Here is a 19,277-nt window from a genome sequence, read left to right on the forward strand (position 1 = left end):
TGCTTGGGAAGATCATAGTCGTCCGTGCTGCCGCATCGTCCGTGAAGGATCGAATATGAATTTCCGTCCGTCGCCGGAGCATGGTTGAAAAGACATGTCAGGCGTTCTACCCTCCAGCCGTGCAGCCCAGACCTGTCGTCAACGTGGAGGAATTCATCGGCAAGACCGTGGGTCGCCGAATGCCTCCTTCCGGTGCGGGTCTTCAAAAAACGCTCAATCAAGTGATGGCGGGGCAACAGCGCGGCATCTGCCCCCGCGGTATTTTTCGTTTCAAAACCCACGAGGACGCGGACGCATGGATGACGAAGATGACGAGCCGCAAGAGGGCGAGCTAGTTTCGCGTGCGCCCACCGAAGACGATCTGGTGTCCATGTGCCGTCTGCTGAACGCCATCGACGCACGCTATCTGATCGTCGGTGGTTTTGCCATCATGTATGCCGGATACGGCCGCACGACGGGGGATGTGGACCTGCTGCTCGACACCAGTTCCGAAAACGAAGCCAAGGTTTACCGTTGTCTGGAATCGCTTCCCGACAAGGCCGTGCTGCAGCTTCAGCCCGGCGAAGTGGAGAAATATACTGTCGTCCGCGTCGCCGATGAAATCGTGATCGATCTCATGAAGTCGGCTTCCGGGATCGACTACGAAGAGGCCTCCAAAGAAGTGGTCATTCGGGCAGTCCAGGGGGTGCCGATTCCCTTCGCCTCTCCCCGCTTGCTCTGGCGCATGAAGCGCAGCACCCACCGCGAGAAGGATGCCGCTGACCTGATCTTCCTGCGGCAGCAGTATCCCGAAGTGACCGGCGACTAAGGCTCAGGCCGTCAGGTCATTCATCCAGCCGCCGCGGGCGGTGACCCATTTGCCTTTTTTGATGACTTCGGGGAAGCCGAGGCCGTGGGAGGCGGCGGCGGTGAAGACGTCCCATGCCTGGCTGGCTAGAATCCCGGAGAGAACGATGTCGCCGCCGGGTTTGAGGGTCTTGATGATCACCGGGAAGGCTTGGATCAGAACGGTGGAGAAGATGTTGGCGAGGACGACGTCGTATTTCTTGCGCGGCTTCCACTTCAGGATGTCGAGTTCCTTGACCTCAACGCCTTCCACGTGGTTGCGGGGGAAATTCCGCTCGGCGACGGCCAAGGCGAAGGGGTCGTAATCGCAGGCGAAGGTGTCGCCGGCCCCGAGCTTCTTCGCGGCGATGGCGAGCAGGCCGCTGCCCGTGCCGAGGTCGGCGCAGGACCATCCGGGGGGGCGGGATTTCGCGACGTCCACGAGGAAGCGCAGGCAGGTCGAGGTGGTGGCGTGATCGCCGGTGCCGAAGGCCATTTCGGGCGGGATGCTGATGACATCGCGGCCGGGGAAATCCTTGGCGAGCTGCTTGAGATCCTTTGCCGTCGAGGCCTGGGTCACGATGAACTTGTCCCGGACCTTGAGCGGCGGCGGGACTTCCGGCGCGGCTTTTTTCCAATCCGCGGACAGCTTGCGGACCGAGCCGCCGAACTGCTTGGCGATGGCTTCCGCCTCCGATTTCGTGGCGCAGAAGACTTCCACGCGGACGGATTTGCCGCCCTTGATGATATGGAGCACGAAATTCGGATTGCCGTGGAAGCGATCTTCCCAGGCATCGAGCCACTTGGAGGCAGAGAGTTTCGACCAGACGAACACGCCGCGGTTTTAAGCGCGGGCAAGAAAAGTCCCAACATCAATTTTGCGGACCGAAAGACGGCGTGAGTCCCGTGGGTATCCCGTCGAACGCGTTTTTCTAGCCATGCCCTCGATCCATCGCCGCAAATTCCTCCAACAGTCCGGCCTCGGTGCCGGTGGTCTCCTGCTCGGTTTCCCCGCCATCGTGCGCGGGCAGAATCTGAACAGCCGCATCAATGTCGCCTGCATCGGTGTCGGCGGGAAAGGGGACAGCGACGTCAATGACGCGGCCAAGTGCGGCGGCACCATCGTGGGGTTGTGCGACGTGGACCGGCGCTCCCTCGACAAGAAAGCCGGCCAGTTTCCCGAGGCGAAGAAGTTCGCCGACTACCGCAAGATGCTCGCCGAGCTCGGCTCGTCGATTGACGCGGTGACGATCTCCGGACCCGACCACATGCACGGCCCGGCGGCGATGATGGCGATGGGGATGGGCAAGCACATCTACTGCCAGAAGCCGCTGACCCAGACGGTCTTCGAGGCTCGCGAGCTGAAGCGCGTCGCTTCCGAAAAGAAACTGGCCACCCAGATGGGGAATCAAGGCAGCGCCGCCGACGGTCTGCGCCGGGCGGTGGAGGTCATCCAAGCCGGCGTGATCGGCGCACCGAAGGAATTGCACGTGTGGAGCAACCGGCCGGTCTGGCCGCAGGGGATGGACCGTCCGAAGGGGTCGAGCCCGGTGCCGGAGCATCTCGATTGGGACCTCTGGCTGGGCCCTGCGGCGGACCGGCCGTTTGTCGAGAATGCCTACCATGCCTTTGCTTGGCGCGGCTGGTCCGACTTCGGCACCGGTGCGCTCGGCGACATGGCCTGCCACACGGTGAACATGCCGTTCCGCGCGTTGAAGCTGGGCTTTCCGACCGTGGTCGAGTGCGAGATGGCGTCGCGCGTTTACTCGGAAACCTATCCGCTGACCTCGCGCATCCGCTTCGAATTCCCCGAGCGTGATGGTCTGCCGCCGCTCAAGTTCTGGTGGTACGACGGCGCGCCTAACAGCGACTTCAAGCCGCTGCGCCCATACCCGAACATCGTGAAGGACGTGGTGGCCATGAACGGCAGCCTGCCGGCCAGCGGCTGCCTGATCATCGGGGACAAGGGAATCCTCTTTTCTCCCGATGACTACGGCTCGCAATTCTTCATTCAGCTCAAGGATGAAAAGACCTTCACCAAAGGCGATGACCATGAAGCTGTCAAAGCCGTGGCGCAGAGCATTCCCCGTTCGCCGGGGCACAATCAGGAGTGGTTCGACATGATGAAGAACGGCACTCCGGCTTACTCGAATTTCGAGATCGCCGGCTACCTCACCGAAATCATCCTGCTCGGCTGCATCGCCCTGCGCGTTGGTGAAGGAGTGAAGATGGAATGGGACGGTCCCGGCATGCAGTCGAAGAACTGCCCGCAGGCGGCGCAATTCGTGAAGCGAACCAATCGCGCTGGCTGGTGAGGCAATTCCTGCTCCCGCTTCTCGGCGCGCTGGCTTGCGGCCTGCTGGTGCCTGCCCTCGCGCAGGTGCCGGATGCTGGCGCGTATCGCCGCCACGCGCTGAGTCGTTCCGGCGATGCCTTGCGGGGTAAGGCGTTCTTCAATGACGAGCGGCTGCTCTGTGCCCATTGTCACTCGGTCGATGGCAGCTCGAGCAAGGCCGGTCCGGATCTCTTTGCGGCGGGCGATGCCTTTGGACGGCGCGACCTGATCGAGTCCGTTCTGAAGCCATCCGCCACGATTGCCCCGGGCTATGGTGCCGTGATCGTGCAGACGAAGGCCGGAACTGCTTTCCAAGGAACGCTCAAGCAGAAGAATGACGAGGGAGTGCAGATCATGGGCGTGGATGGGAAGCTGGTGTCCATCGCCGCCGCTGACATCAAGGAACAGTCGGGGCTAACCGTTTCGCTGATGCCGGAGGGGCTGCATGTCCAACTTACGACAGGGGAGTTCACCGACCTCATCGAATACCTGACCACCCTCAAGCAAGCCGAGGCCACGCTTGCAAGTGATCGCGGGATGCCGCTGGAGATTCCCGTGCTCGCAAAGCCGGTGACGGTCCGGCCTTTCTTCGCGAAGGAATTCAAACTGCCGCGTGGCCGGGCGGAGAGTGGTCTCACCTCGCTGCGCGCGATCCCAGGATCGCCGGGTGTGTTCATGCTGCTGCATCAGGGTGGCACGATTTGGCAGGTGACGAAGACGGCGACGGGAGAGGAGAGCGTGGTCTTCGCGAATCTTTCCGAGGTGGTCTTCAGCGAGCGGGGGCCGAATGGGCTGCTTGATGTGGCGTTTCACCCGAAGTTCCGGGAGAACCGGAGGTACTACCTTTTCTATCAGACGCTGGAAGAGGGCGAGGTCGTCACCCGGATCGTCGAGAAGAAGTTCGGTGCCGGTTCCAACGCGGACTCCGGCGAGCCGCCGCGCGTGATCTTGAAGATCGCCAGCGTTGCGGAGGATCACAGCGGCGGCTGCCTCGAATTCGGGCCGGATGGCTTTCTTTATCTGGTGATGGGTGACACCGGTCCGCACCACGATCCCAATGGCCATGCGCAGAATCTCGACCTCTTGTTAGGCAAGGTGATGCGCATCGACGTGGATCGGGAAGAAGACGGTCGCCCCTATGCGATCCCGCCGGACAATCCCTTCGTCGGCAAGTCCGGTGTGCGGCCGGAGATCTGGGCCTATGGATTCCGCAATCCCTGGCGCTTCAGCTTCGATCGTCGCACGGGCGACCTGTGGCTCGCCGATGTGGGGCAGGACCGGCTGGAGGAAGTGGCCATCGTTCGTCGCGGAGAGAACCATGGCTGGAACGTTTTCGAAGGTTTCGAGCCGTTCTCCAGCCAGTATCGAAAGGAGGATCGCACCTTCACGCGACCGGTGTTCGCCTACCGCCGGAAATTCGGCAACTCCATCACCGGAGGGCACGTCTATCGCGGCTCTGGCAACCCCTCGTTCCAAGGGGTCTATGTCTTTGCCGACTACACCTCGAAGATCATCTTCGGCATCACATTGGAAAACGGCGTTTTGAAAACAGCGCGCCAGATCGGCGTCGCTCCCCAGCGGATCGTTTCCTTTTGCGAAGACGAGGCGGGCGAACTTTACGTCGTCGGCTATGAAGGGATGATCAGCCGGATCGACTTTTCCGGTGCGCACTTCGAATGACGCGAACCCACCCCTGATGAAATCCCTCCTGCTCACCACCTTTGCGGCGCTCGCGCTTCTCGTTTCACCGGCCCACTCCGCGGAGCATGCGGAGGGGATGATGCGTGTGACCTTCAAGCTCTTCAACAAGGACTCCACCGCGACGTGCTTCCTGCTGCGCGATGGTGCGGACGTGTTTCTTGTCACCGCGGCCCACACCTTTGAAAAGGCAACGGGCGAATCATCGATACTGGTGCTGCGCGAGGCGGGGGAAGAGGCAACTTGGAAGCGCCAGGACAAGACGGTTGCCATTCGCGAAGGCGACCGCCCATTGTGGACCAAGCATCCCCATCAGGACCTCGCGGTCATGCGGGTGGTCCTCGAATTGCCGGAGGATGCGACCTTGCCGATCGACGCGGTGAAGACGGATGGCTTTCCGTGCTTCGGCGATCCCGTCATGCTGCTGACCTACCCGGCGCGGGTGGAGGCGAATGGCGCGGGCTTTCCGCTCGCGCGTCAGGCGGTGGTCGCGAGTTTCCCCGCGGAGACGATGGAGAAGCATCCCGAGTTCATCATCGATGCCACCGCGTGGGATGGCGACAGCGGTGGTCCGGTATTCATCGATGCGGGGGAGGGGAAGCCTCAAGTCGTGGGGCTCGTGACCGCGCGGATCAACCACGTCGAGAACATCAAGAGCGAGCGCGAGACGCGGAAGATCGAAACACCGATGGGCCTGAGCAAGGCGCTCGCCGCACCGCTGATCCTCGAGACGATCCGCCTGGCGAAAAATACGGTGGATGTCCCTGCTTCCGGGCGTTGAGAAGCTGCCTGAAAATCCCGTCGGAAGGGTGATCTCAAAGACCGGCCATTGAAGAACCAAAAGGGAGGGGCGGGATGCCCCTCCAACGGACTGGGGCAAGATGCCCCAGCTACTTTTTCAGAGGCTTCGAGAGGGGCTGGCCGCCTCACGACGAGGGCAAGAAATCCGCTACCACCATGCGGTGGTCACTGCGGCGCGTGGTCACGGCGGTGCAGCGCATCGCCTTGAAGTGGCGCGAGTGATGGATCTGATCGATGCGGTGGATGGGAATGCGGCGCTGGAAGGTGTTTCCCCAGCCGACGCCGGCCTCGACGAATGCATCGCGGAAATCCGAACGCAGCAGGCTCTGGATCGGGTCGCCCGGCGGTGCATTGAAGTCGCCGCCAAACAATGTGGGCTTCCCCGGTGCCGTGTCGGCCAGGATGGTCAGGGCGATCGCCAATTCCTTGCGGCGATGGGCGCGGTTGATGGCATGCGTGCGCCAGCATTCGCGCTGCCAGAGGCGCAGGTCGGTGGCGGCGCTCTGGAGGTGGACGTTGACCACCTCGACATCGAGGTTGTCGGGCTTGCGGACGGTCACCTGCTGGAGCCGGTAGCCCGGTGTGCTGGGGTTCACCTCGCGGACGATTTTCCAGCGGCTGACCACGCCATTGGTCGCGTAGATCCGGTAGTCGCCGCGGCCCTGATAGAGTGCGTCGGCGATGTGCCGGACCTGGTGCGGATGGACTTCCTGCAGCAGCACGATATCCGGATCCCAGCGGCGGAGGTCGGCGGAAGGGTCGCCGCCGCTGCCCTTGTTGCCGCCGTACATGAAGAAATTGCAGTTGAGCGACACCACTCGCATCAGTTGCCGGCCGTCGGCAATGCCCGGTGCTCCCGGGATGGGCGCGGACTTGCCGATGTTGCCGATCACCCGCGCCTCATCGGCACCGAGCAAAACCGTCATCGCCCAGATGCCGGTGACGATCAGCGACAGCGGCGCGCGCAGGAACCAGAAGGCGATGGTGGAGCAGAGCAGGCCGATGCCGCCCCAGACCCAGATGGGCATGACGGTGAAGGCCGCCAACTTGTCCGGTTGCTCGGCGAAGGCATAGACCGTCGCCATGTGGAGCAGGAGCGAAAAGCCGATGAGCGTCCATCCGGCGCGGCGTCGGAAGCGGGACGATTTCATCGGGGAGGGAAACAAAACCGGCGGTTGCTGTTAGAACGGCAGCCCCATGCCGCCGGTCAGCTTCTTCATCTCCGCCGCAGCAACTTCCTTGCCTTTATTGACGGCTTCTTGAACGCCCTTGAGAACGAGGTCCTGGAGGAAGTCGACGTCCTCCGGATCGACGACCGACTTGTCGATCTTGATGGACTGCACGTCACCGGCGCAGGTGGCGACCACGGTGACCTTCCCGCCGCCGACGCTGGTCTCGACGGTGCGCTTGGCGAGTTCTTCCTGCGCAGCGGCCATCCCGGCCTGCATCTGCTGCGCCTGCTTCATGAGTTTCTGGATGTTCATGGATCTGGAATTGGAGATTTGAGATTGAAATCTGAGATCGGGGATCAGTGAAAGGAGATCACTTCTTGATCGTGGCCGCGAACATTTCGAGCGCGGTCTGGATGAGCGGGTCCTTGTAGAACTCCTCCATGGGGTCGACCTTCGGAGCCGGCGGCTCTGGGGGCGCGTCGGGTTCGGGTTTCCATGGCGGGGCGTCGGAATGAACCGGTGGAGGGGTGGGATCGAACGAGGATCCTTCGGGAGCCTGCTCGATCAGTTCGTCGAGAGAGAAGACCTTGTCCTGCCTTGCGGGCGGTTCTTCCTGCAAGGCGTGGGGGACGGGCTCGGGGATCTCCACGGCCATCGCTTCCGGGGCAGGAGGCGGTGCGGGAGCGGCTGGCTCGGGGGCGAGCTCGGGAACTGCTACCGCCGCCGTCACCGCTGGAGCGGCAACCGCAGGCGCAGGTGCAGGTGCTGCAATGGTGACCGGTGAGGTGAGCTGGTCGGTGGCTCCGGCGAGCACCTTGATCACGTCGGAAAGCCGGACTTCGGCGAGCGTCTGGACCGCCTTGATCATGCCGATCTCAAGATGGAGGCGCTTATTGGAAGCCCACTTCATGCGGCCTTCCGTTTCGGCAAAGACGTCGATGACCGAGAGCAAACGCTCCGCCGGGTAGGCTTCGGCGGCGGCTTTCAGCGCGGTCCAGATTTCGGTGGGAATGCCATCGCCGCCGGTGGTGGAGTCGAGCTTGGCGACCAGCAGAGCGCGGACGGAGCCGATGAGCTCGCCGAGGAGCTGCGAGAGTTCGCGGCCGGCCTCGGCTTCGCGCTGGACGGTGGTGAGGGCTGCCGGCGTGTCGCGGGCGAGCAGGCTGCCGATCACCGAGGCCACGGTTTCCCGCGAGGTGAAGCCGAAGACATCCAGCACGTTCGCCTCGGTGATGGTTTCGCCACAGAAGGCGACGAGCTGGTCGAGCATCGACTGGGCATCGCGCATGCCGCCGTCGGCGCCCTTGCCGATTGCCCACGCCGCGGACTGGTGAAGGTTCACGCCTTCTTCCTTGGCGATGTAGAGCAGGTGATTGGCGATGATCTCCGTGGGAATCGGCCGCAGGTCGAAGCGCTGGCAGCGGGAGAGGATGGTCGGTAGCACCTTGTGCGCCTCGGTGGTGGCGAAGATGAACTTCACGTGCTCCGGCGGCTCTTCCAGCGTCTTCAGCAGCGCATTGAAGGCCGCGGTGGAGAGCATGTGAACTTCGTCGATGTAGTAGATCTTGAACTGCCCGCGGGCCGGGGCGAAGCGGACGGATTCGCGGATGTTGCGAACGTCATCCACGGAGTTATTCGAGGCACCGTCGATCTCAAGGACGTCCAGTGAGCGGCCTTCGGCGATTTCCACGCAGACGTCCTCGTCCGGATCGAAATCGGCCTTGGGGCCGTTCGTGCAATTCAGCGCCTTGGCGAGGATGCGGGCGGTGGTGGTCTTGCCGGTGCCGCGCGGGCCGACGAACAAGTAGGCGTGTGCCAGTCGCTGCTGGGCGATGGCATTTCTCAACGTCCGCACGACATGATCCTGGCCGAGGACGTCGTCGAAGGTTTTCGGGCGGTATTTCCGGGCGAAGACCTGGTAGCTCACGCGCGGGAGGCTATGCCGGATGACCGGGAAGGGAAGTGTGGAATCGCCCCGGCCCCGTCATTTGCCCGCGGCCCATGCAGGCCGGGCTCCGGCGGTGACTTCGCGGTCCAATTCCGCCATCCGGGCGGTCATCGCTGCGACGCGGTCCAGCTGCCCGTCGGCGATTCCGGCGGCCAGGATCAGGGTGGTCAGCTTCATCAGGGCGTTGCCTAACGCCCCGCCGGTCGCCAATCTGTCGGGGTGATTCCGGGACCAAGCCACATCGATGGAGACTGGAGAGGTTCATACTTCTACGACCTTGAGCAGCAGCGTCTCCCGGACGGTTTGGGCGTGGGATTCGAGTTGCACTTGCGCCAGTCGTGGGTGCAGCGCGTGATCGGGCGGTTTTCCGGCACCGTGACTGATGAGCCGCAGCGGGGCATGCCCGGCATCGGTCAAATCACCGGCGGTTTTCGTGGGCAGTCCATCCGTTTCACCAAGCGGATGCCGGTTTCATACATCGTCCAGGAAGGACGCAGTATTTCGGTTCGCCAGTGGCTTTGTGAATTGGGATACGACCCTGGTCGCGACATTCCTCATCAGCCTGTCCTTTATCGTGGCAGGTTTTCCAGCGCCGATGCTGCATCGGGCACTTGGCGAATTCCAGGCGGCAACCTGAATGTTTCCCTGAGCTTGAGCATCCCAATGCCGGAATGCACCGGCACTTGGACGCTGACCCGATGAAGACGAGCACTTTTGATCCGCCCCTATGATCCCTACTGCCGACGAAAAGAAATCATACTACGCCGCTGCCCGTGAACGCCTGCATGCGCTGTGGGCCGGGGAGCCGGACATGATCGCGCGCATGGCTCTGGCGGCTTGTGTGCTGCATGAGGCGATGCCGCATGCGTTTTGGACGGGATTTTACCGGGTGGTTGGGGGGCAGTTGGTGATCGGGCCTTATCAAGGGACGCCGGGGTGCTCGCGGATCGGGTGGGGGAAGGGTGTCTGCGGGGCGGCTTGGGCGAGCGGGGAGACGCAGGTGGTGCCGGACGTGCATGAATTTCCCGGTCACATCGCCTGTGACAGCCGGGCGGAGAGTGAGATCGTGGTGCCGGTGAAGGACGCCCGGGGGACGGTGATCGCGGTGTTTGACGTGGATTCGGCGGAGAAATCGGCGTTCGACGAGGTGGACCGGGTGGAGCTGGAGGCGATCTTCGCGGGGTGGGGGGGGTCTGAAGAAATCACCAATCATCAATCCCTCAATCACCAATCGAAGTGCCTGAGGAGAGATGACCGCTGACGCCAGGTGCGGAGTTCTTCTGGAGGATCGGAGACGTGGGAGGGGGCCTGCTTTCAGTGCGCGCCGACTGGGGCGAGAGCCCTTTTCATTCTTCCAAACACTTCGATTGGTGATTGGAAGATTGGTGATTGGTGATTTCCCACCGGTGTGACGGTGGTGTCATCGGGCTGGCCAGATTCTTCGGAGTGGTTTATAGACGGCGCCCATGCCGACCGAATTCAACCCCTCGGGCCTCCTTGAAAGCGGAGGGCTGATCATTTGGCTGCAGGCGGCGCTCGCGTTTTTCGGGGCCGTCTTCGTGGTCGAGCGGCTGTTTTTCTTCCATCGCGCCCGGATCAATGTCGGTGACCTGCTGGTCGGGCTTTCCAATCACGTCCGCCGCAAGGCTTACGCCGAGGCAATGCATGAAGCGGCCCGCGCCCCGGGCCCGGTGGCCCGTGTCGCCCATGCCGTGCTGCTGAGGCACTCGATGGAGCGTCCCGATCTGCGGGACATCGCCCAGGAGGCCGGCCAGCTTGAAGTCCCGCGGATCGAGAAAAACCTGCGCGGCATTCTCGGAGTGGCCGTTTTGGCACCGCTGACCGGGATGCTTGGCACGGTGCTGGGTTTGTCGAAGACGTTCGAGCAGATGAGTGCGCGCGGCGGCTACGCCGGTCCGGCCGAGCTGACTGCCGGGGTGCTCACCGCGCTGGTCACCACGGTGGTCGGGCTGACGATCGCGATCCCTGCCTACCTGTTTTACCTGTATTTCCTTGGCCGGACGAAGCGGCTTTTCCACCGGATCGAGCGCACCGGCATCGAGATGGTGAACATGATCTGCGACGCTAGGATCGACACGGGCATCGTCTCGATGCGCGATGAACTCGAAGCCCGCCGGCGCGAGGAGCGGAAAAAATGAAGTTGGAATCCACGCTGCCGGAACGGCCCGGATTTCTTTTCGTGGTGCCGGCCTTCAATTTGTTCGCGCTGCTGCTGGTGTTTTTCCTGCTCGGCGGACAGTTCGTCAGCCAATCCGGCGTGGCGGTGGAGCTGCCGGTGTCGCGCTTCCAGATGGAGCGCCAAGCGGATGCCACCGTGGTAACGGTCACCGCCGGCGAGCCGCCCGGCTACTGGCTGGAGCGTGAGCCGGTCTCGCTTGCCCAGCTTTCCGAGCGTCTCGACGCCCGCCGCGGCAGCGAGTCCGCCCCGACCACCACGATGCTGCTGCGCGTGGACAAGGGCGTGCCGGTGGAAATTCAGCGCAATGTGGCCGAGGTCGCGTTGCAGAAGGGGCTGCGGGTGTATTTGCTCGGGCAGCCGGAGACGGGTCAACCCAAGGCACCCGAGTAAGGGAACGGCTGATGAATCTCCTCGCGAATGAAGCTCCATCTTAAGGAAGAGTCCTCGTGGACGGGAACTATGTACGATTTGATCATCGGCTCCGATGCGGTGGTATTCGCGGGATTTGAAACCTACCGTGATCGCTTTCCGGCCAAGTTCTCTCTGAGAGAAGGTTCGCTTGAGCGCTTGGAAGCAGCCCTCAAGCTACTGGAGTTGGAGAGCTGGAAGGCGTCTTATCGTCCTGAGGATGTCGGATCCGTTGTAGATGACGGAGGTTCTTGGACCTTGGACTTTGAGTTCCGCGATAGACGCGTTTTGTCCAATGGGGTCAACGCCTATCCAAGCTTCAGATATCCAGCGGAAACCAGCCTCCACGAAGAGCGCTGGCATCTTCTCAAGGAGGCGGTTTTCTCGACAATCGGATTCAGCGTTCCGTTCGGATGGAACGCAAAGAGACAATGAGCACCCCAAGCCGCCCAATCAAAAATTGATTCAGGTCATTTCATCGCCTTGATTTAGCGACTTCATGTTCAATCTCCGCCACAAACGCACGACGCGCGACCGCCAGAGCGGTCTCGTTTTCCAGTGGCGCTTGCCGGTGGGGAATACCGGCCGCTTTCTGCTGGCATTCGTGGTGGTGGCGTTGGTCACCGCCGGGCTCGCTGCCAGTGTGCGGGTGCGGGTGGGCAGTGTGTCCCGCCAGCCGGAACGGCGCGGGTCCTTGATCCTCGTTCCGCAGGGCAAGGAATGGCAGTCGCTTGAAATGCTGGCGCTTGAAGCGGGGCCGATGCCAAGGCGCGCGGATCCCGCCGGTGATCCGGCCGTGAAGGACTTGATCGACCGGTCTATGGCCGCGGCGCGTCCGCCAGGCTACCGTTACGAACCGGAACTCCGGGCGGTGACGGTCGAAATCCCGACGGCCGTGATGAGTGAGGAGGCGGATACTTCGCCCGGCGTTTTGCCACCGCTGCCGGTGCCCGAGCCTCCTTCGCAGAATCCGCCGCTGCCCGATCCTTCGCGGCCGCTAGTCCTCTCCAATGGCGGTGTTCGCGCCATCGCGCCGGCTGCGATGCTGCCTGCCTCGCTGGCGCGCGGGAATCGCTACCTGCTGGGCTACGATGCCAATGGCCGCGTGACCCGTGTCACCACGCTTTTCACCGCCGAACCTGCCGCTGACGACAGCGGCCAGCAGTGGCTCCGCCAGATCATCATCGAGGGCGGGGACAAGGCCGGTGGCTGGACCGCGGTCGAAATTTCAAGTGGATCATGACATGATCGAGCTCTCCCTCACCGAACTCGCCGCGGGGGCCATCGGCATCGCGATGGTCATCGTGATCTTCTTCGAGTGGGTTTCCCGCTGGTCGAACCGCAATGCCGAGCGCCGGTCGCTGCGCAAGCGCGTCAGTTGCCGGCTGTGTTTGCTGGTGGTTGAGGACGAAGGCCGCGGGCGTATTTTCCACTGTCCCCACTGCGGGGGCGAGAACGAGCGGGGGCGCAATAAGAGTCTCGGTTGAAAATTTACAAATGCGCGGCTGGAAGCTGCATCCACGGTTTGGGATGAGGCTTGCCACCCATCCCGGTAGCCACTAAGGACCCCCGAAATATCCGCCACGCCACCACGCCCAAGTCACACATCATGAGCGAAAGAAGAGTCGTCATCACCGGTATCGGCTGCGTCAGCCCCCTTGGCAACGATCTGCAAACCACGTGGGACGGCATGAAAGCCGGGCGCAGCGGCATCGGCACGATCACCCTGCTCGATCCGACTCCCTACGAGTGCAAGATCGCCGGCGAGGTGAAGGACTTTTCGCCGGATCCGTACTTCAATGTGCCTAAGGACTCGCGCCGCTCCGACCGCTACGTGCAGTTCGCCGTGGCCGCATCCAAGATGGCGCTCGCAGACAGCGGAGTGGATCTGGACAAAGTGGACCGCCGCCGTTTCGGCGTGATGGTCGGCAGCGGCATCGGCGGCCTCGGCACGCTGGAGCGCGAGCACGAGGTCTGCCTGACCAAGGGACCGAAGCGCGTCTCGGCCTTCACGATCCCGATGATGATTTCCAACATCGCCAGTGGCATCATCTCCATGGAGCACCACCTCTATGGCCCGAACATGGTGATTGTGACCGCTTGCGCGACCTCGAACCACAACATCGGGGAAGCGTGGCGCATGATCAAATTCGGCGACGCCGATGCCTTCCTCGCCGGTGGTGCGGAATCGACGATCCTGCCGATGGGCCTCGCGGGCTTCGCCAACATGAAGGCGCTCAGCACCCGAAACGACGCGCCGGAAAAGGCGTCCCGCCCCTTCGACAAGGACCGCGATGGCTTCGTGATGGGTGAAGGTGCCGGCGTGGTGGTGATCGAGGAGCTCGAGCACGCCAAGGCTCGCGGTGCGAAGATTTACGCCGAACTCGTCGGCTATGGTGTCAGCGCGGATGCGCACCACCTCAGCGCTCCATCGCCCGATGGCACGGGTCCGGCTTACGCGATCGGCATGGCGCTGAAGCACGCCAAGCTGAACCCGGAAGACGTCCAGTATCTCAACGCCCACGCGACCTCGACCGGTCTCGGCGACGTCGCCGAAACGCGCGCGATCAAGCTGGCGTTCGGCGACTACGCCACCAATGGCCTGATGGTGAGCTCCACCAAGTCGATGACCGGGCACATGCTCGGTGCGGCCGGCGGGATTGAGATCATCGCTTCCATCATGTCGATCGTGGACGGCGTGGTGCCGCCGACCATCAACGTGGAAAACCAGGATCCTGAGTGCGACCTGGACGTGGTGCCAAACACGGCCCGCGAAGCGAAGGTGGATGTGGCGCTCAGCAACAGCTTCGGCTTCGGCGGGCACAATGCCTCGCTGCTGGTGAAGCGGTTCTAAGGCTGCGGTCTAGCGTTAATTCCGGGCTTCGATTGCCTGATCGAGTTTTTCCAAGCGAGTCCGGTCCACCGGATCGGTTTCAGCAAGAGGGCGGGTGGTGCCGGTTGTTAGATCAGTGGATTGCCAGACGGGTTTTTCGAAGCCCGTCGGCAGTTCCCTGGGGTAGTCCCCATTGGTCACTCCCTGATTCTTCCAAAGGGCGAGATTGCCTTGGACATGAAGGCTTCCCTCGATGCCATTCGCCTCGTGATGTTGCCACAAATCGGAATTTTCGTCGGGTAGGGCCAGGCCGGGATGCCATGTCGTCCAGAGGATCTGGTGGTCGCGGACCTCGCCCTCGTCATCAAAGAAGAGCCGCGACACGAAGGGGTATGACCACGACCCGCGAGTGGGCCGGGAGGCATCCTTGGCGATGTGGAAATGGCCGCAGCAAACCAGTATGTCCTGGCCCCACGCGAGATCACCGATGGAGAAGCCTTTGAATTTGGGCGCGCTCTTCAGGAAACGGTCGCTGCGGAGCTTGCGGATTTCCACCGGCTTGTATTCGGGAGAGAAGAAAGTCTTCAGGCCTGGATAGTACGGAACAGCGACATCGCCGCGATGGTTCATGCGAGCACTCAGCTGGGGGACACTCGAGGGCGCTTCGTAGAGGATGAATTGCCGACCGTCCGGTGCCTCTGCCACGAGGCGGTGATAGAAATTAACTACATGGATTCTGGGGTCATGGTCGGAATGGAGTAGCAGGCGCGCGCCACCGCCTTCACCGATAGCCCGTGAGTGGTCGAGATAGCGGAGGGATGTCGGGTAAGGAGAGTCCGGGTTCGTCCGGTCAGTGATCCGAGGAGGGTTTGGCGGCGTTGCTGCATCCTGTGCCATCCCGGTCGGGATGATCACGGCGAGAATGCCGGAGAGAACGGGTAAGGGAAAAAGCTTCATGGACTCCATGATGAACGTCGCGGAATCTGAATCGTCCTGCCGGGAAAGGTAAAATTTCCGTCAATAAGACATCAAACGGGGTCAGCGGGGGCCGAGACAGTCTTGCGGCTCAGGTCACCTTCGCGGCTGCCGATGGCAGCGGCTGGCTGCACTTCCCGAAGATCTTCCGCCATGAATCGGTTCTAAGGTCGCGGCTTGCGGCTTGGCTGCGTCTTCTCGATTTCTTGCTCGATCTGCGCGAGGCGGTCCCGGTCCACGGGATCCGCTTCGGCGAGAGGGCGGGTGATGCCGGTCTCTAGCTCGGTGCATTGCCATCCGGATTTCTCGAAGCCGGAAGGCAGTTCATTCGGGGATGTTTGCTGGCGTGGTCCGGCGTTCTTCCAGAGGACGAGCTGTCCTTGCACGTGCAGGCTTTTCGCGAGGCCGTTCGCCGCGGGATGTTGCCCGTTGATGGATTGCTTGCGCAAGGCGATGCCGGGTTTCCACGTGGTCCAGAGGATCTGGTGGTCGCTGACCTCGCCCTGATCCGTGAAGTGCAGGCGGGAGATGAACGGGTAGTCCCCGGAAGCGATGCTGAGTTGGCCGCTGCAGACCAGCACGCCTTCCCCCCAAGCCATGTCCCGGATGGTGAAACGTTCGACCCTAGGGGTGGCCTTGAGAAAGCGGTCGCTGCGAAGCTTGCGGATGGTCACCGGCTTGTAGTCGGGGGCGAAGTACGCCCGTATGCAGGACCAGCGGAGAACGGTGGCGACATCGCCGCGGGCATTCACGCGGGCTACCGGCTCCGGTGCCCGTGATTCATCGTGGTAGAGGACAAACCGGCGTCCGTCCGCGGTCGCCGCCACGACGCGATGAAAGAAGGAAGGCTTCACCGATACCGGATTCGCGTTGCAGTAGTGAAGCAGGCGAGTGCCGCCGCCTTCGCCGATGAGTTGCGAGGGTGCGAGGTCCTTGGCGGAGTCGAGGGGCTTCGAAACGGAGCCGGGGTTCACCCGATCGATGACGACATCCTCCTGGAGGGGCGGAAGAAGATCCTGCGCATCCTCCAGGGGCGGTGGAAGATCCTCCGGGAGAGGAAGAAGGTCCTGCGCCGATGCCGGAAGAATGAGCCCGGCAAGAAGCCCGGAGAAAATGACGAGACGCTCCAATCCCATTGGCCGGTAGTGAATCGCAGCGCAGCGGAATTGTGGAGACGGAAAAGGGGAAAAATCCCCGGGCCGGTTCCGGCCGTCGTGAATCCCATGGGCCCGTTCTTGCGGCCTGAAGCTTGGCTCGTCATACCATGGGCATGCTCGATCCGCTCTACGTTCATCCGTCCCATGTGACCTTTGGCGACACCGATTGCAGCGGCTGGATTCATTTTCCGAAGATCTTCCGCCACGTGGAGGAGGCGGAGCACGCCTTTCTCCGCGAGCGTGGGATTCCGATCATCAGCCGCGAGGAAGGTGGCTGGCCGCGGGTTCACGTGTCGTGTGATTTCAAGAGCCCGCTGCGCTTCGACGATGTGATCGAGGTGCAGCTCGGCATCGAGCGCATCGGTGCGGCGTCGGTGAACTGGGTGTTCGAGGTGCTGAAGGTGGGGGAGGTCTGCGCCTTTGGGAAGATGACCACCGTGCGGGTGGATCACGAGGGCAAGCCGCTGGTGATCGACGAGGGGACAAGGGGGAAGTTTGGAGGGAACTTCTGATCCGCCCGCTATCGCCTACCCTTCCGTGATTTTTTCACCTGATGGTGCAAGAGCGAGGCTTGAGCTCCATTTAGAAGGCAAAGGATCAGGGAAGTCCCCGCGAAATAAAGCAGCAGATTGGATTTCCAATTGATCAGCCAGGTGCCCCACGCGGTAGTTGTCATTGCGGGGATCGCAAAAAAGCTGCTGAGGAACACACCGATGATTGCGACCAAAAACCAGAGCGCCGAGCGTTGCTGATGAAGCACGATCCTTTCGGTCGCCTTTCTTGCCTCACTTGACGCGAGGAGAGGGTCATCACCAGGTGACATCAATCGGGGTGCTGAATTCCGGGCGGTCGAGTTTTCATACGTCGAGCTTCACTTGTTTGGGAGTGAATGCCAACCGCGGCTGACTTTGCCGGGGTCCTTCAAGAAAAAAGAAGCCGTATAACGCGCCCATTTCAAGTGACGTGTTAGCCCAAGCGTTCTACGGGGAGTTTCCGGCGGAGGAGGAAAGACGTGGCCGACCTGTAGCCAGATGCCTCCTCCACCGGAATCACACACACGGAAAGTCAAATCACTTGGCCGAGGCCGTCATCGCGCCATCGATGCCCGGGCTGAAATCCTTGATGCGCTTGGCGCTCGCTTGGAGGGTGCCGTTCACTTCCTCGACCACGACCGTGGAAGGGAAGAATCCGTAGCCGTTTTCCCGCCACTCCGACCACGCGACCATCGGGCCGTCCCAGATGCGGTGGGCCTTGCAAGCGAGCTTCGCATGGTAGCGGCGGGTGATGCCCTTGGCGGCATCGGCCTCGGTCAAGGGGACCTTGGTAATTTCATGGACGGTGAGGTCCTTGAACTCGATGCGGGTGCTGAAGCTGCCGAGCTGGTGGGTGGCGCGGGCGGTGCCGTCCTGGCGGATGTCCAAGGTGCCGGCGAGGAGCGCGGTGCTGGCACTCATCACTTCGCGTTGCTCGGTCAGACGCATCTTTGACGCTTCGGTCGCCTCTTGGGCGGCGAGCGGGAAGATCGAAAGCAGCAGTGCGGTGAGGAATGCGCGTTTCATTTGCCGTGACAATGCGGGATCCGTACGACGGAAAACATTCCGAGATCGCGGAAGAGCCGCCTACGTGATCACGGGACCACGGATCGGCATCGACAAGTGGGGCCACGGGCGGCACAAGGCTGCCCCATGAAGAAGACCTTTCCCCTCGAAGTGCCGGACCGGAAGCCCGGGCTGGTGCTGGATGCGATCAAGCACGACCTCCGCAAGTATCTGAAGCGCGAGCGTCGCAAGCCGCTGCCCGAGGGGATCGATTTCTGGGACTTCGACTGCAAGGTCGGCTCTAGCAGCGCGGATGCTGCTGCCACGCACCCCGGCGATGTGGAGAAGGCCGTGGCCGCGGTGGCGACCGGCGGTGGCAAGGAGGTCTATGTGGAGATCCTTGCCAAGCCCGGCCACCGGGCGAAGAAGGAGGAAGAAGGCGGGAAGGTGGATTAGCGCCCCTCGCCGAAGTATTTCTCGCTGCGGTAGCGCAGCCATACCCGCAGCGTCTGCGGGACTTTTTCGCGTTCCTCCGGCGTCAGCGTCTCGTAGAGGGCGATCGCTTTTTCCCGCTCGCCGCGGCAGGCGGCATTCCGGTGCGCGTCCCACAGGCTGCGTGCCAGCCGGATCCGGCGGCACACTTCCTTGACCAGCGCGGGGCCGGTCAGGGGCTTGGCGTTCGGCTTTTTCTTCGGGGGCACGGCGGCGATGATCCTATTAGTGGAAAATTCTTCCAAGGATTTCCGGGCTGTCGTGTCTTTATCGATGAGAGCCATGATTGACACCCCGCATGGAAACCGCGTCACAGCCCAGGGCTAAAGCCCCGGCGGTGCTTCCTTTCGCCACGATGACCGAGGAGAAACCCACGCTCCGACAGATCTTCGAGGCGGAAGAAAGTCCGCTCCTGCGCTTCGCCCACGGCATGGTGGGCCGCCGCGAATGTGCGGAAGACCTCGTCCAAGAGGCCTTCCTCCGCCTTCACGCCCATTGGGACGAGGTCGCCAATCCGAAAGCGTGGCTCTACCGATCTGTCAGAAATCTCGCCCTCAACTATTTGCGCGACCACAAGCGCGAGACCCTCGTCGAGGAAGCTCCCGAGTGGGATGCCGCCGCCGGCCACGATGACGACCCTGTCGGGCGTCTCGAGGCTGCCGGCGCCGTCCGACTCCTCCTCGCCGAACTCCGCGATGACGACCGCGCGCTGCTCCAGCTGAAGTATCACGAGGATCTCAAATACGACCAGATCAGCGAACGCACCGGCCTGAGCGTCGGCAACGTGGGCTACAAGCTCCACCACCTGTTGAAATCCCTGGGCGAAAGCCTGCGCCGCATGGGGATCGAGAGTGCGAACGGTTAGAGACGCGAGACTTCAAGACGCAAGACACAA

The 19,277-nt window shown here is 62.4% G+C and carries 24 protein-coding genes; 15 read left to right on the top strand and 9 right to left on the bottom strand.

From position 1 onward, the window contains the following. The first annotated feature begins 295 nt into the window (after positions 1-295). Positions 296-808, top strand: a complete 513-nt coding sequence (locus tag OKA05_RS26730) for a hypothetical protein (protein WP_264490284.1) — start codon at positions 296-298, stop codon at positions 806-808. A gap of 3 nt (positions 809-811) precedes the next feature. Here OKA05_RS26730 and OKA05_RS26735 read toward each other — a convergent pair whose 3' ends face one another. Then, positions 812-1,660, bottom strand: a complete 849-nt coding sequence (locus OKA05_RS26735; protein ID WP_264490285.1) for a 50S ribosomal protein L11 methyltransferase — start codon at positions 1,658-1,660, stop codon at positions 812-814. Positions 1,661-1,763: 103 nt separating this feature from the next. Between OKA05_RS26735 and OKA05_RS26740 the strand changes: the two genes are divergently transcribed. The 3 genes from OKA05_RS26740 to OKA05_RS26750 are packed head-to-tail and all read left to right on the top strand — an operon-like array spanning position 1,764 to position 5,639. Next, a complete protein-coding gene (locus tag OKA05_RS26740) occupies positions 1,764-3,140 on the top strand; it encodes a Gfo/Idh/MocA family protein (protein WP_264490286.1) in 1,377 nt (458 codons plus the stop codon). After that, on the top strand, positions 3,137-4,840 hold the full coding sequence (locus OKA05_RS26745; protein ID WP_264490287.1) for a PQQ-dependent sugar dehydrogenase: 1,704 nt from the start codon (positions 3,137-3,139) through the stop codon (positions 4,838-4,840). Before OKA05_RS26740 ends, OKA05_RS26745 begins: the two co-directional genes overlap by 4 nt. A gap of 16 nt (positions 4,841-4,856) precedes the next feature. Continuing rightward, positions 4,857-5,639: a S1 family peptidase gene (locus OKA05_RS26750; RefSeq protein WP_264490288.1), complete on the top strand. Its 783-nt coding sequence runs from the start codon at positions 4,857-4,859 to the stop codon at positions 5,637-5,639. A 145-nt stretch (positions 5,640-5,784) separates the two neighbouring features. Here OKA05_RS26750 and OKA05_RS26755 read toward each other — a convergent pair whose 3' ends face one another. Genes OKA05_RS26755 through OKA05_RS26770 form a run of 4 tightly spaced genes read right to left on the bottom strand, consistent with a single transcriptional unit; the run spans position 5,785 to position 8,956 of the window. After that, positions 5,785-6,810: an endonuclease/exonuclease/phosphatase family protein gene (locus OKA05_RS26755; RefSeq protein ID WP_264490289.1), complete on the bottom strand. Its 1,026-nt coding sequence runs from the start codon at positions 6,808-6,810 to the stop codon at positions 5,785-5,787. Positions 6,811-6,840: 30 nt separating this feature from the next. Then, positions 6,841-7,143, bottom strand: a complete 303-nt coding sequence (locus tag OKA05_RS26760) for a YbaB/EbfC family nucleoid-associated protein (RefSeq protein WP_264490290.1) — start codon at positions 7,141-7,143, stop codon at positions 6,841-6,843. A 58-nt stretch (positions 7,144-7,201) separates the two neighbouring features. Beyond that, positions 7,202-8,758: a DNA polymerase III subunit gamma/tau gene (dnaX, locus tag OKA05_RS26765; RefSeq protein WP_264490291.1), complete on the bottom strand. Its 1,557-nt coding sequence runs from the start codon at positions 8,756-8,758 to the stop codon at positions 7,202-7,204. A 57-nt stretch (positions 8,759-8,815) separates the two neighbouring features. After that, entirely contained in the window at positions 8,816-8,956 is a 141-nt protein-coding gene (locus OKA05_RS26770) for a hypothetical protein (RefSeq protein ID WP_264490292.1), read from the bottom strand. A gap of 132 nt (positions 8,957-9,088) precedes the next feature. Between OKA05_RS26770 and OKA05_RS26775 the strand changes: the two genes are divergently transcribed. From OKA05_RS26775 to fabF, 8 genes are all read left to right on the top strand, one after another. Continuing rightward, positions 9,089-9,481 carry a hypothetical protein gene (locus tag OKA05_RS26775; protein ID WP_264490293.1) on the top strand — a complete coding sequence of 131 codons (393 nt, stop codon included), beginning with the start codon at positions 9,089-9,091 and terminating at the stop codon, positions 9,479-9,481. A 25-nt stretch (positions 9,482-9,506) separates the two neighbouring features. After that, positions 9,507-10,040 (top strand): free L-methionine (R)-S-oxide reductase MsrC, encoded by a 534-nt coding sequence (locus OKA05_RS26780; protein WP_264490294.1) that lies wholly within the window; start codon positions 9,507-9,509, stop codon positions 10,038-10,040. Between the two features lie 205 nt (positions 10,041-10,245). After that, positions 10,246-10,938 (top strand): MotA/TolQ/ExbB proton channel family protein, encoded by a 693-nt coding sequence (locus OKA05_RS26785; RefSeq protein ID WP_264490295.1) that lies wholly within the window; start codon positions 10,246-10,248, stop codon positions 10,936-10,938. Further along, the gene (locus OKA05_RS26790) at positions 10,935-11,369 is read left to right on the top strand and encodes an ExbD/TolR family protein (protein WP_264490296.1); all 435 of its coding nucleotides are present in this window, start codon (positions 10,935-10,937) and stop codon (positions 11,367-11,369) included. Before OKA05_RS26785 ends, OKA05_RS26790 begins: the two co-directional genes overlap by 4 nt. A gap of 27 nt (positions 11,370-11,396) precedes the next feature. Continuing rightward, on the top strand, positions 11,397-11,822 hold the full coding sequence (locus tag OKA05_RS26795) for a hypothetical protein (protein WP_264490297.1): 426 nt from the start codon (positions 11,397-11,399) through the stop codon (positions 11,820-11,822). Between the two features lie 64 nt (positions 11,823-11,886). Further along, positions 11,887-12,630 (top strand): hypothetical protein, encoded by a 744-nt coding sequence (locus OKA05_RS26800; RefSeq protein WP_264490298.1) that lies wholly within the window; start codon positions 11,887-11,889, stop codon positions 12,628-12,630. 1 nt (position 12,631) lies between these two features. Continuing rightward, a complete protein-coding gene (locus tag OKA05_RS26805; protein ID WP_264490299.1) occupies positions 12,632-12,874 on the top strand; it encodes a hypothetical protein in 243 nt (80 codons plus the stop codon). 122 nt (positions 12,875-12,996) lie between these two features. Continuing rightward, positions 12,997-14,241: a beta-ketoacyl-ACP synthase II gene (gene fabF, locus OKA05_RS26810; protein ID WP_264490300.1), complete on the top strand. Its 1,245-nt coding sequence runs from the start codon at positions 12,997-12,999 to the stop codon at positions 14,239-14,241. A 15-nt stretch (positions 14,242-14,256) separates the two neighbouring features. Here the strand turns inward: fabF and OKA05_RS26815 are convergent, their stop codons facing one another. Both OKA05_RS26815 and OKA05_RS26820 read right to left on the bottom strand, forming a co-directional pair. Further along, the gene (locus OKA05_RS26815) at positions 14,257-14,850 is read right to left on the bottom strand and encodes a hypothetical protein (RefSeq protein WP_264490301.1); all 594 of its coding nucleotides are present in this window, start codon (positions 14,848-14,850) and stop codon (positions 14,257-14,259) included. Between the two features lie 509 nt (positions 14,851-15,359). After that, positions 15,360-16,331 (bottom strand): hypothetical protein, encoded by a 972-nt coding sequence (locus tag OKA05_RS26820; RefSeq protein WP_264490302.1) that lies wholly within the window; start codon positions 16,329-16,331, stop codon positions 15,360-15,362. Positions 16,332-16,465: 134 nt separating this feature from the next. On the opposite strand from OKA05_RS26820, the gene OKA05_RS26825 reads away from it, so the two are divergent. Further along, positions 16,466-16,864 carry an acyl-CoA thioesterase gene (locus OKA05_RS26825; protein ID WP_264490303.1) on the top strand — a complete coding sequence of 133 codons (399 nt, stop codon included), beginning with the start codon at positions 16,466-16,468 and terminating at the stop codon, positions 16,862-16,864. A 558-nt stretch (positions 16,865-17,422) separates the two neighbouring features. Here the strand turns inward: OKA05_RS26825 and OKA05_RS26830 are convergent. After that, positions 17,423-17,911, bottom strand: coding sequence for a hypothetical protein (locus OKA05_RS26830; RefSeq protein WP_264490304.1), 489 nt, complete (start codon positions 17,909-17,911; stop codon positions 17,423-17,425). Positions 17,912-18,037: 126 nt separating this feature from the next. On the opposite strand from OKA05_RS26830, the gene OKA05_RS26835 reads away from it, so the two are divergent. Continuing rightward, positions 18,038-18,346 (top strand): DUF6172 family protein, encoded by a 309-nt coding sequence (locus OKA05_RS26835; RefSeq protein WP_264490305.1) that lies wholly within the window; start codon positions 18,038-18,040, stop codon positions 18,344-18,346. Here the strand turns inward: OKA05_RS26835 and OKA05_RS26840 are convergent. Beyond that, positions 18,343-18,591 carry a Precorrin-3B methylase gene (locus OKA05_RS26840; protein WP_264490306.1) on the bottom strand — a complete coding sequence of 83 codons (249 nt, stop codon included), beginning with the start codon at positions 18,589-18,591 and terminating at the stop codon, positions 18,343-18,345. The genes OKA05_RS26835 and OKA05_RS26840 overlap by 4 nt on opposite strands. Before the next feature lie 146 nt (positions 18,592-18,737). Here OKA05_RS26840 and OKA05_RS26845 point away from each other — a divergent pair, with 146 nt between their 5' ends. Next, entirely contained in the window at positions 18,738-19,247 is a 510-nt protein-coding gene (locus OKA05_RS26845) for an RNA polymerase sigma factor (protein WP_264490307.1), read from the top strand. Positions 19,248-19,277: the final 30 nt, after the last annotated feature.

The sequence above is a fragment of the Luteolibacter arcticus genome (genome assembly GCF_025950235.1).
Taxonomy (GTDB): Bacteria; Verrucomicrobiota; Verrucomicrobiia; order Verrucomicrobiales; family Akkermansiaceae; genus Haloferula; species Haloferula arctica.

Excerpts from the sequence above, each read along its gene's own strand:
- OKA05_RS26805 (WP_264490299.1), top strand. The coding sequence starts at position 12,632 with ATGATCGAGCTCTCCCTCACCGAACTCGCCGCGGGGGCCATCGGCATC.
- OKA05_RS26830 (WP_264490304.1), bottom strand. The coding sequence starts at position 17,911 with ATGAAACGCGCATTCCTCACCGCACTGCTGCTTTCGATCTTCCCGCTC.
- OKA05_RS26790 (WP_264490296.1), top strand. The coding sequence starts at position 10,935 with ATGAAGTTGGAATCCACGCTGCCGGAACGGCCCGGATTTCTTTTCGTG.
- OKA05_RS26820 (WP_264490302.1), bottom strand. The coding sequence starts at position 16,331 with ATGGGATTGGAGCGTCTCGTCATTTTCTCCGGGCTTCTTGCCGGGCTC.
- OKA05_RS26760 (WP_264490290.1), bottom strand. The coding sequence starts at position 7,143 with ATGAACATCCAGAAACTCATGAAGCAGGCGCAGCAGATGCAGGCCGGG.
- OKA05_RS26785 (WP_264490295.1), top strand. The coding sequence starts at position 10,246 with ATGCCGACCGAATTCAACCCCTCGGGCCTCCTTGAAAGCGGAGGGCTG.
- OKA05_RS26755 (WP_264490289.1), bottom strand. The coding sequence starts at position 6,810 with ATGAAATCGTCCCGCTTCCGACGCCGCGCCGGATGGACGCTCATCGGC.
- OKA05_RS26825 (WP_264490303.1), top strand. The coding sequence starts at position 16,466 with ATGCTCGATCCGCTCTACGTTCATCCGTCCCATGTGACCTTTGGCGAC.
- OKA05_RS26740 (WP_264490286.1), top strand. The coding sequence starts at position 1,764 with ATGCCCTCGATCCATCGCCGCAAATTCCTCCAACAGTCCGGCCTCGGT.
- OKA05_RS26730 (WP_264490284.1), top strand. The coding sequence starts at position 296 with ATGGATGACGAAGATGACGAGCCGCAAGAGGGCGAGCTAGTTTCGCGT.
- OKA05_RS26780 (WP_264490294.1), top strand. The coding sequence starts at position 9,507 with ATGATCCCTACTGCCGACGAAAAGAAATCATACTACGCCGCTGCCCGT.
- OKA05_RS26815 (WP_264490301.1), bottom strand. The coding sequence starts at position 14,850 with ATGAACCATCGCGGCGATGTCGCTGTTCCGTACTATCCAGGCCTGAAG.
- OKA05_RS26845 (WP_264490307.1), top strand. The coding sequence starts at position 18,738 with ATGACCGAGGAGAAACCCACGCTCCGACAGATCTTCGAGGCGGAAGAA.
- OKA05_RS26770 (WP_264490292.1), bottom strand. The coding sequence starts at position 8,956 with ATGAAGCTGACCACCCTGATCCTGGCCGCCGGAATCGCCGACGGGCAG.
- OKA05_RS26835 (WP_264490305.1), top strand. The coding sequence starts at position 18,038 with ATGAAGAAGACCTTTCCCCTCGAAGTGCCGGACCGGAAGCCCGGGCTG.
- OKA05_RS26800 (WP_264490298.1), top strand. The coding sequence starts at position 11,887 with ATGTTCAATCTCCGCCACAAACGCACGACGCGCGACCGCCAGAGCGGT.
- OKA05_RS26795 (WP_264490297.1), top strand. The coding sequence starts at position 11,397 with ATGAAGCTCCATCTTAAGGAAGAGTCCTCGTGGACGGGAACTATGTAC.
- OKA05_RS26750 (WP_264490288.1), top strand. The coding sequence starts at position 4,857 with ATGAAATCCCTCCTGCTCACCACCTTTGCGGCGCTCGCGCTTCTCGTT.
- fabF (WP_264490300.1), top strand. The coding sequence starts at position 12,997 with ATGAGCGAAAGAAGAGTCGTCATCACCGGTATCGGCTGCGTCAGCCCC.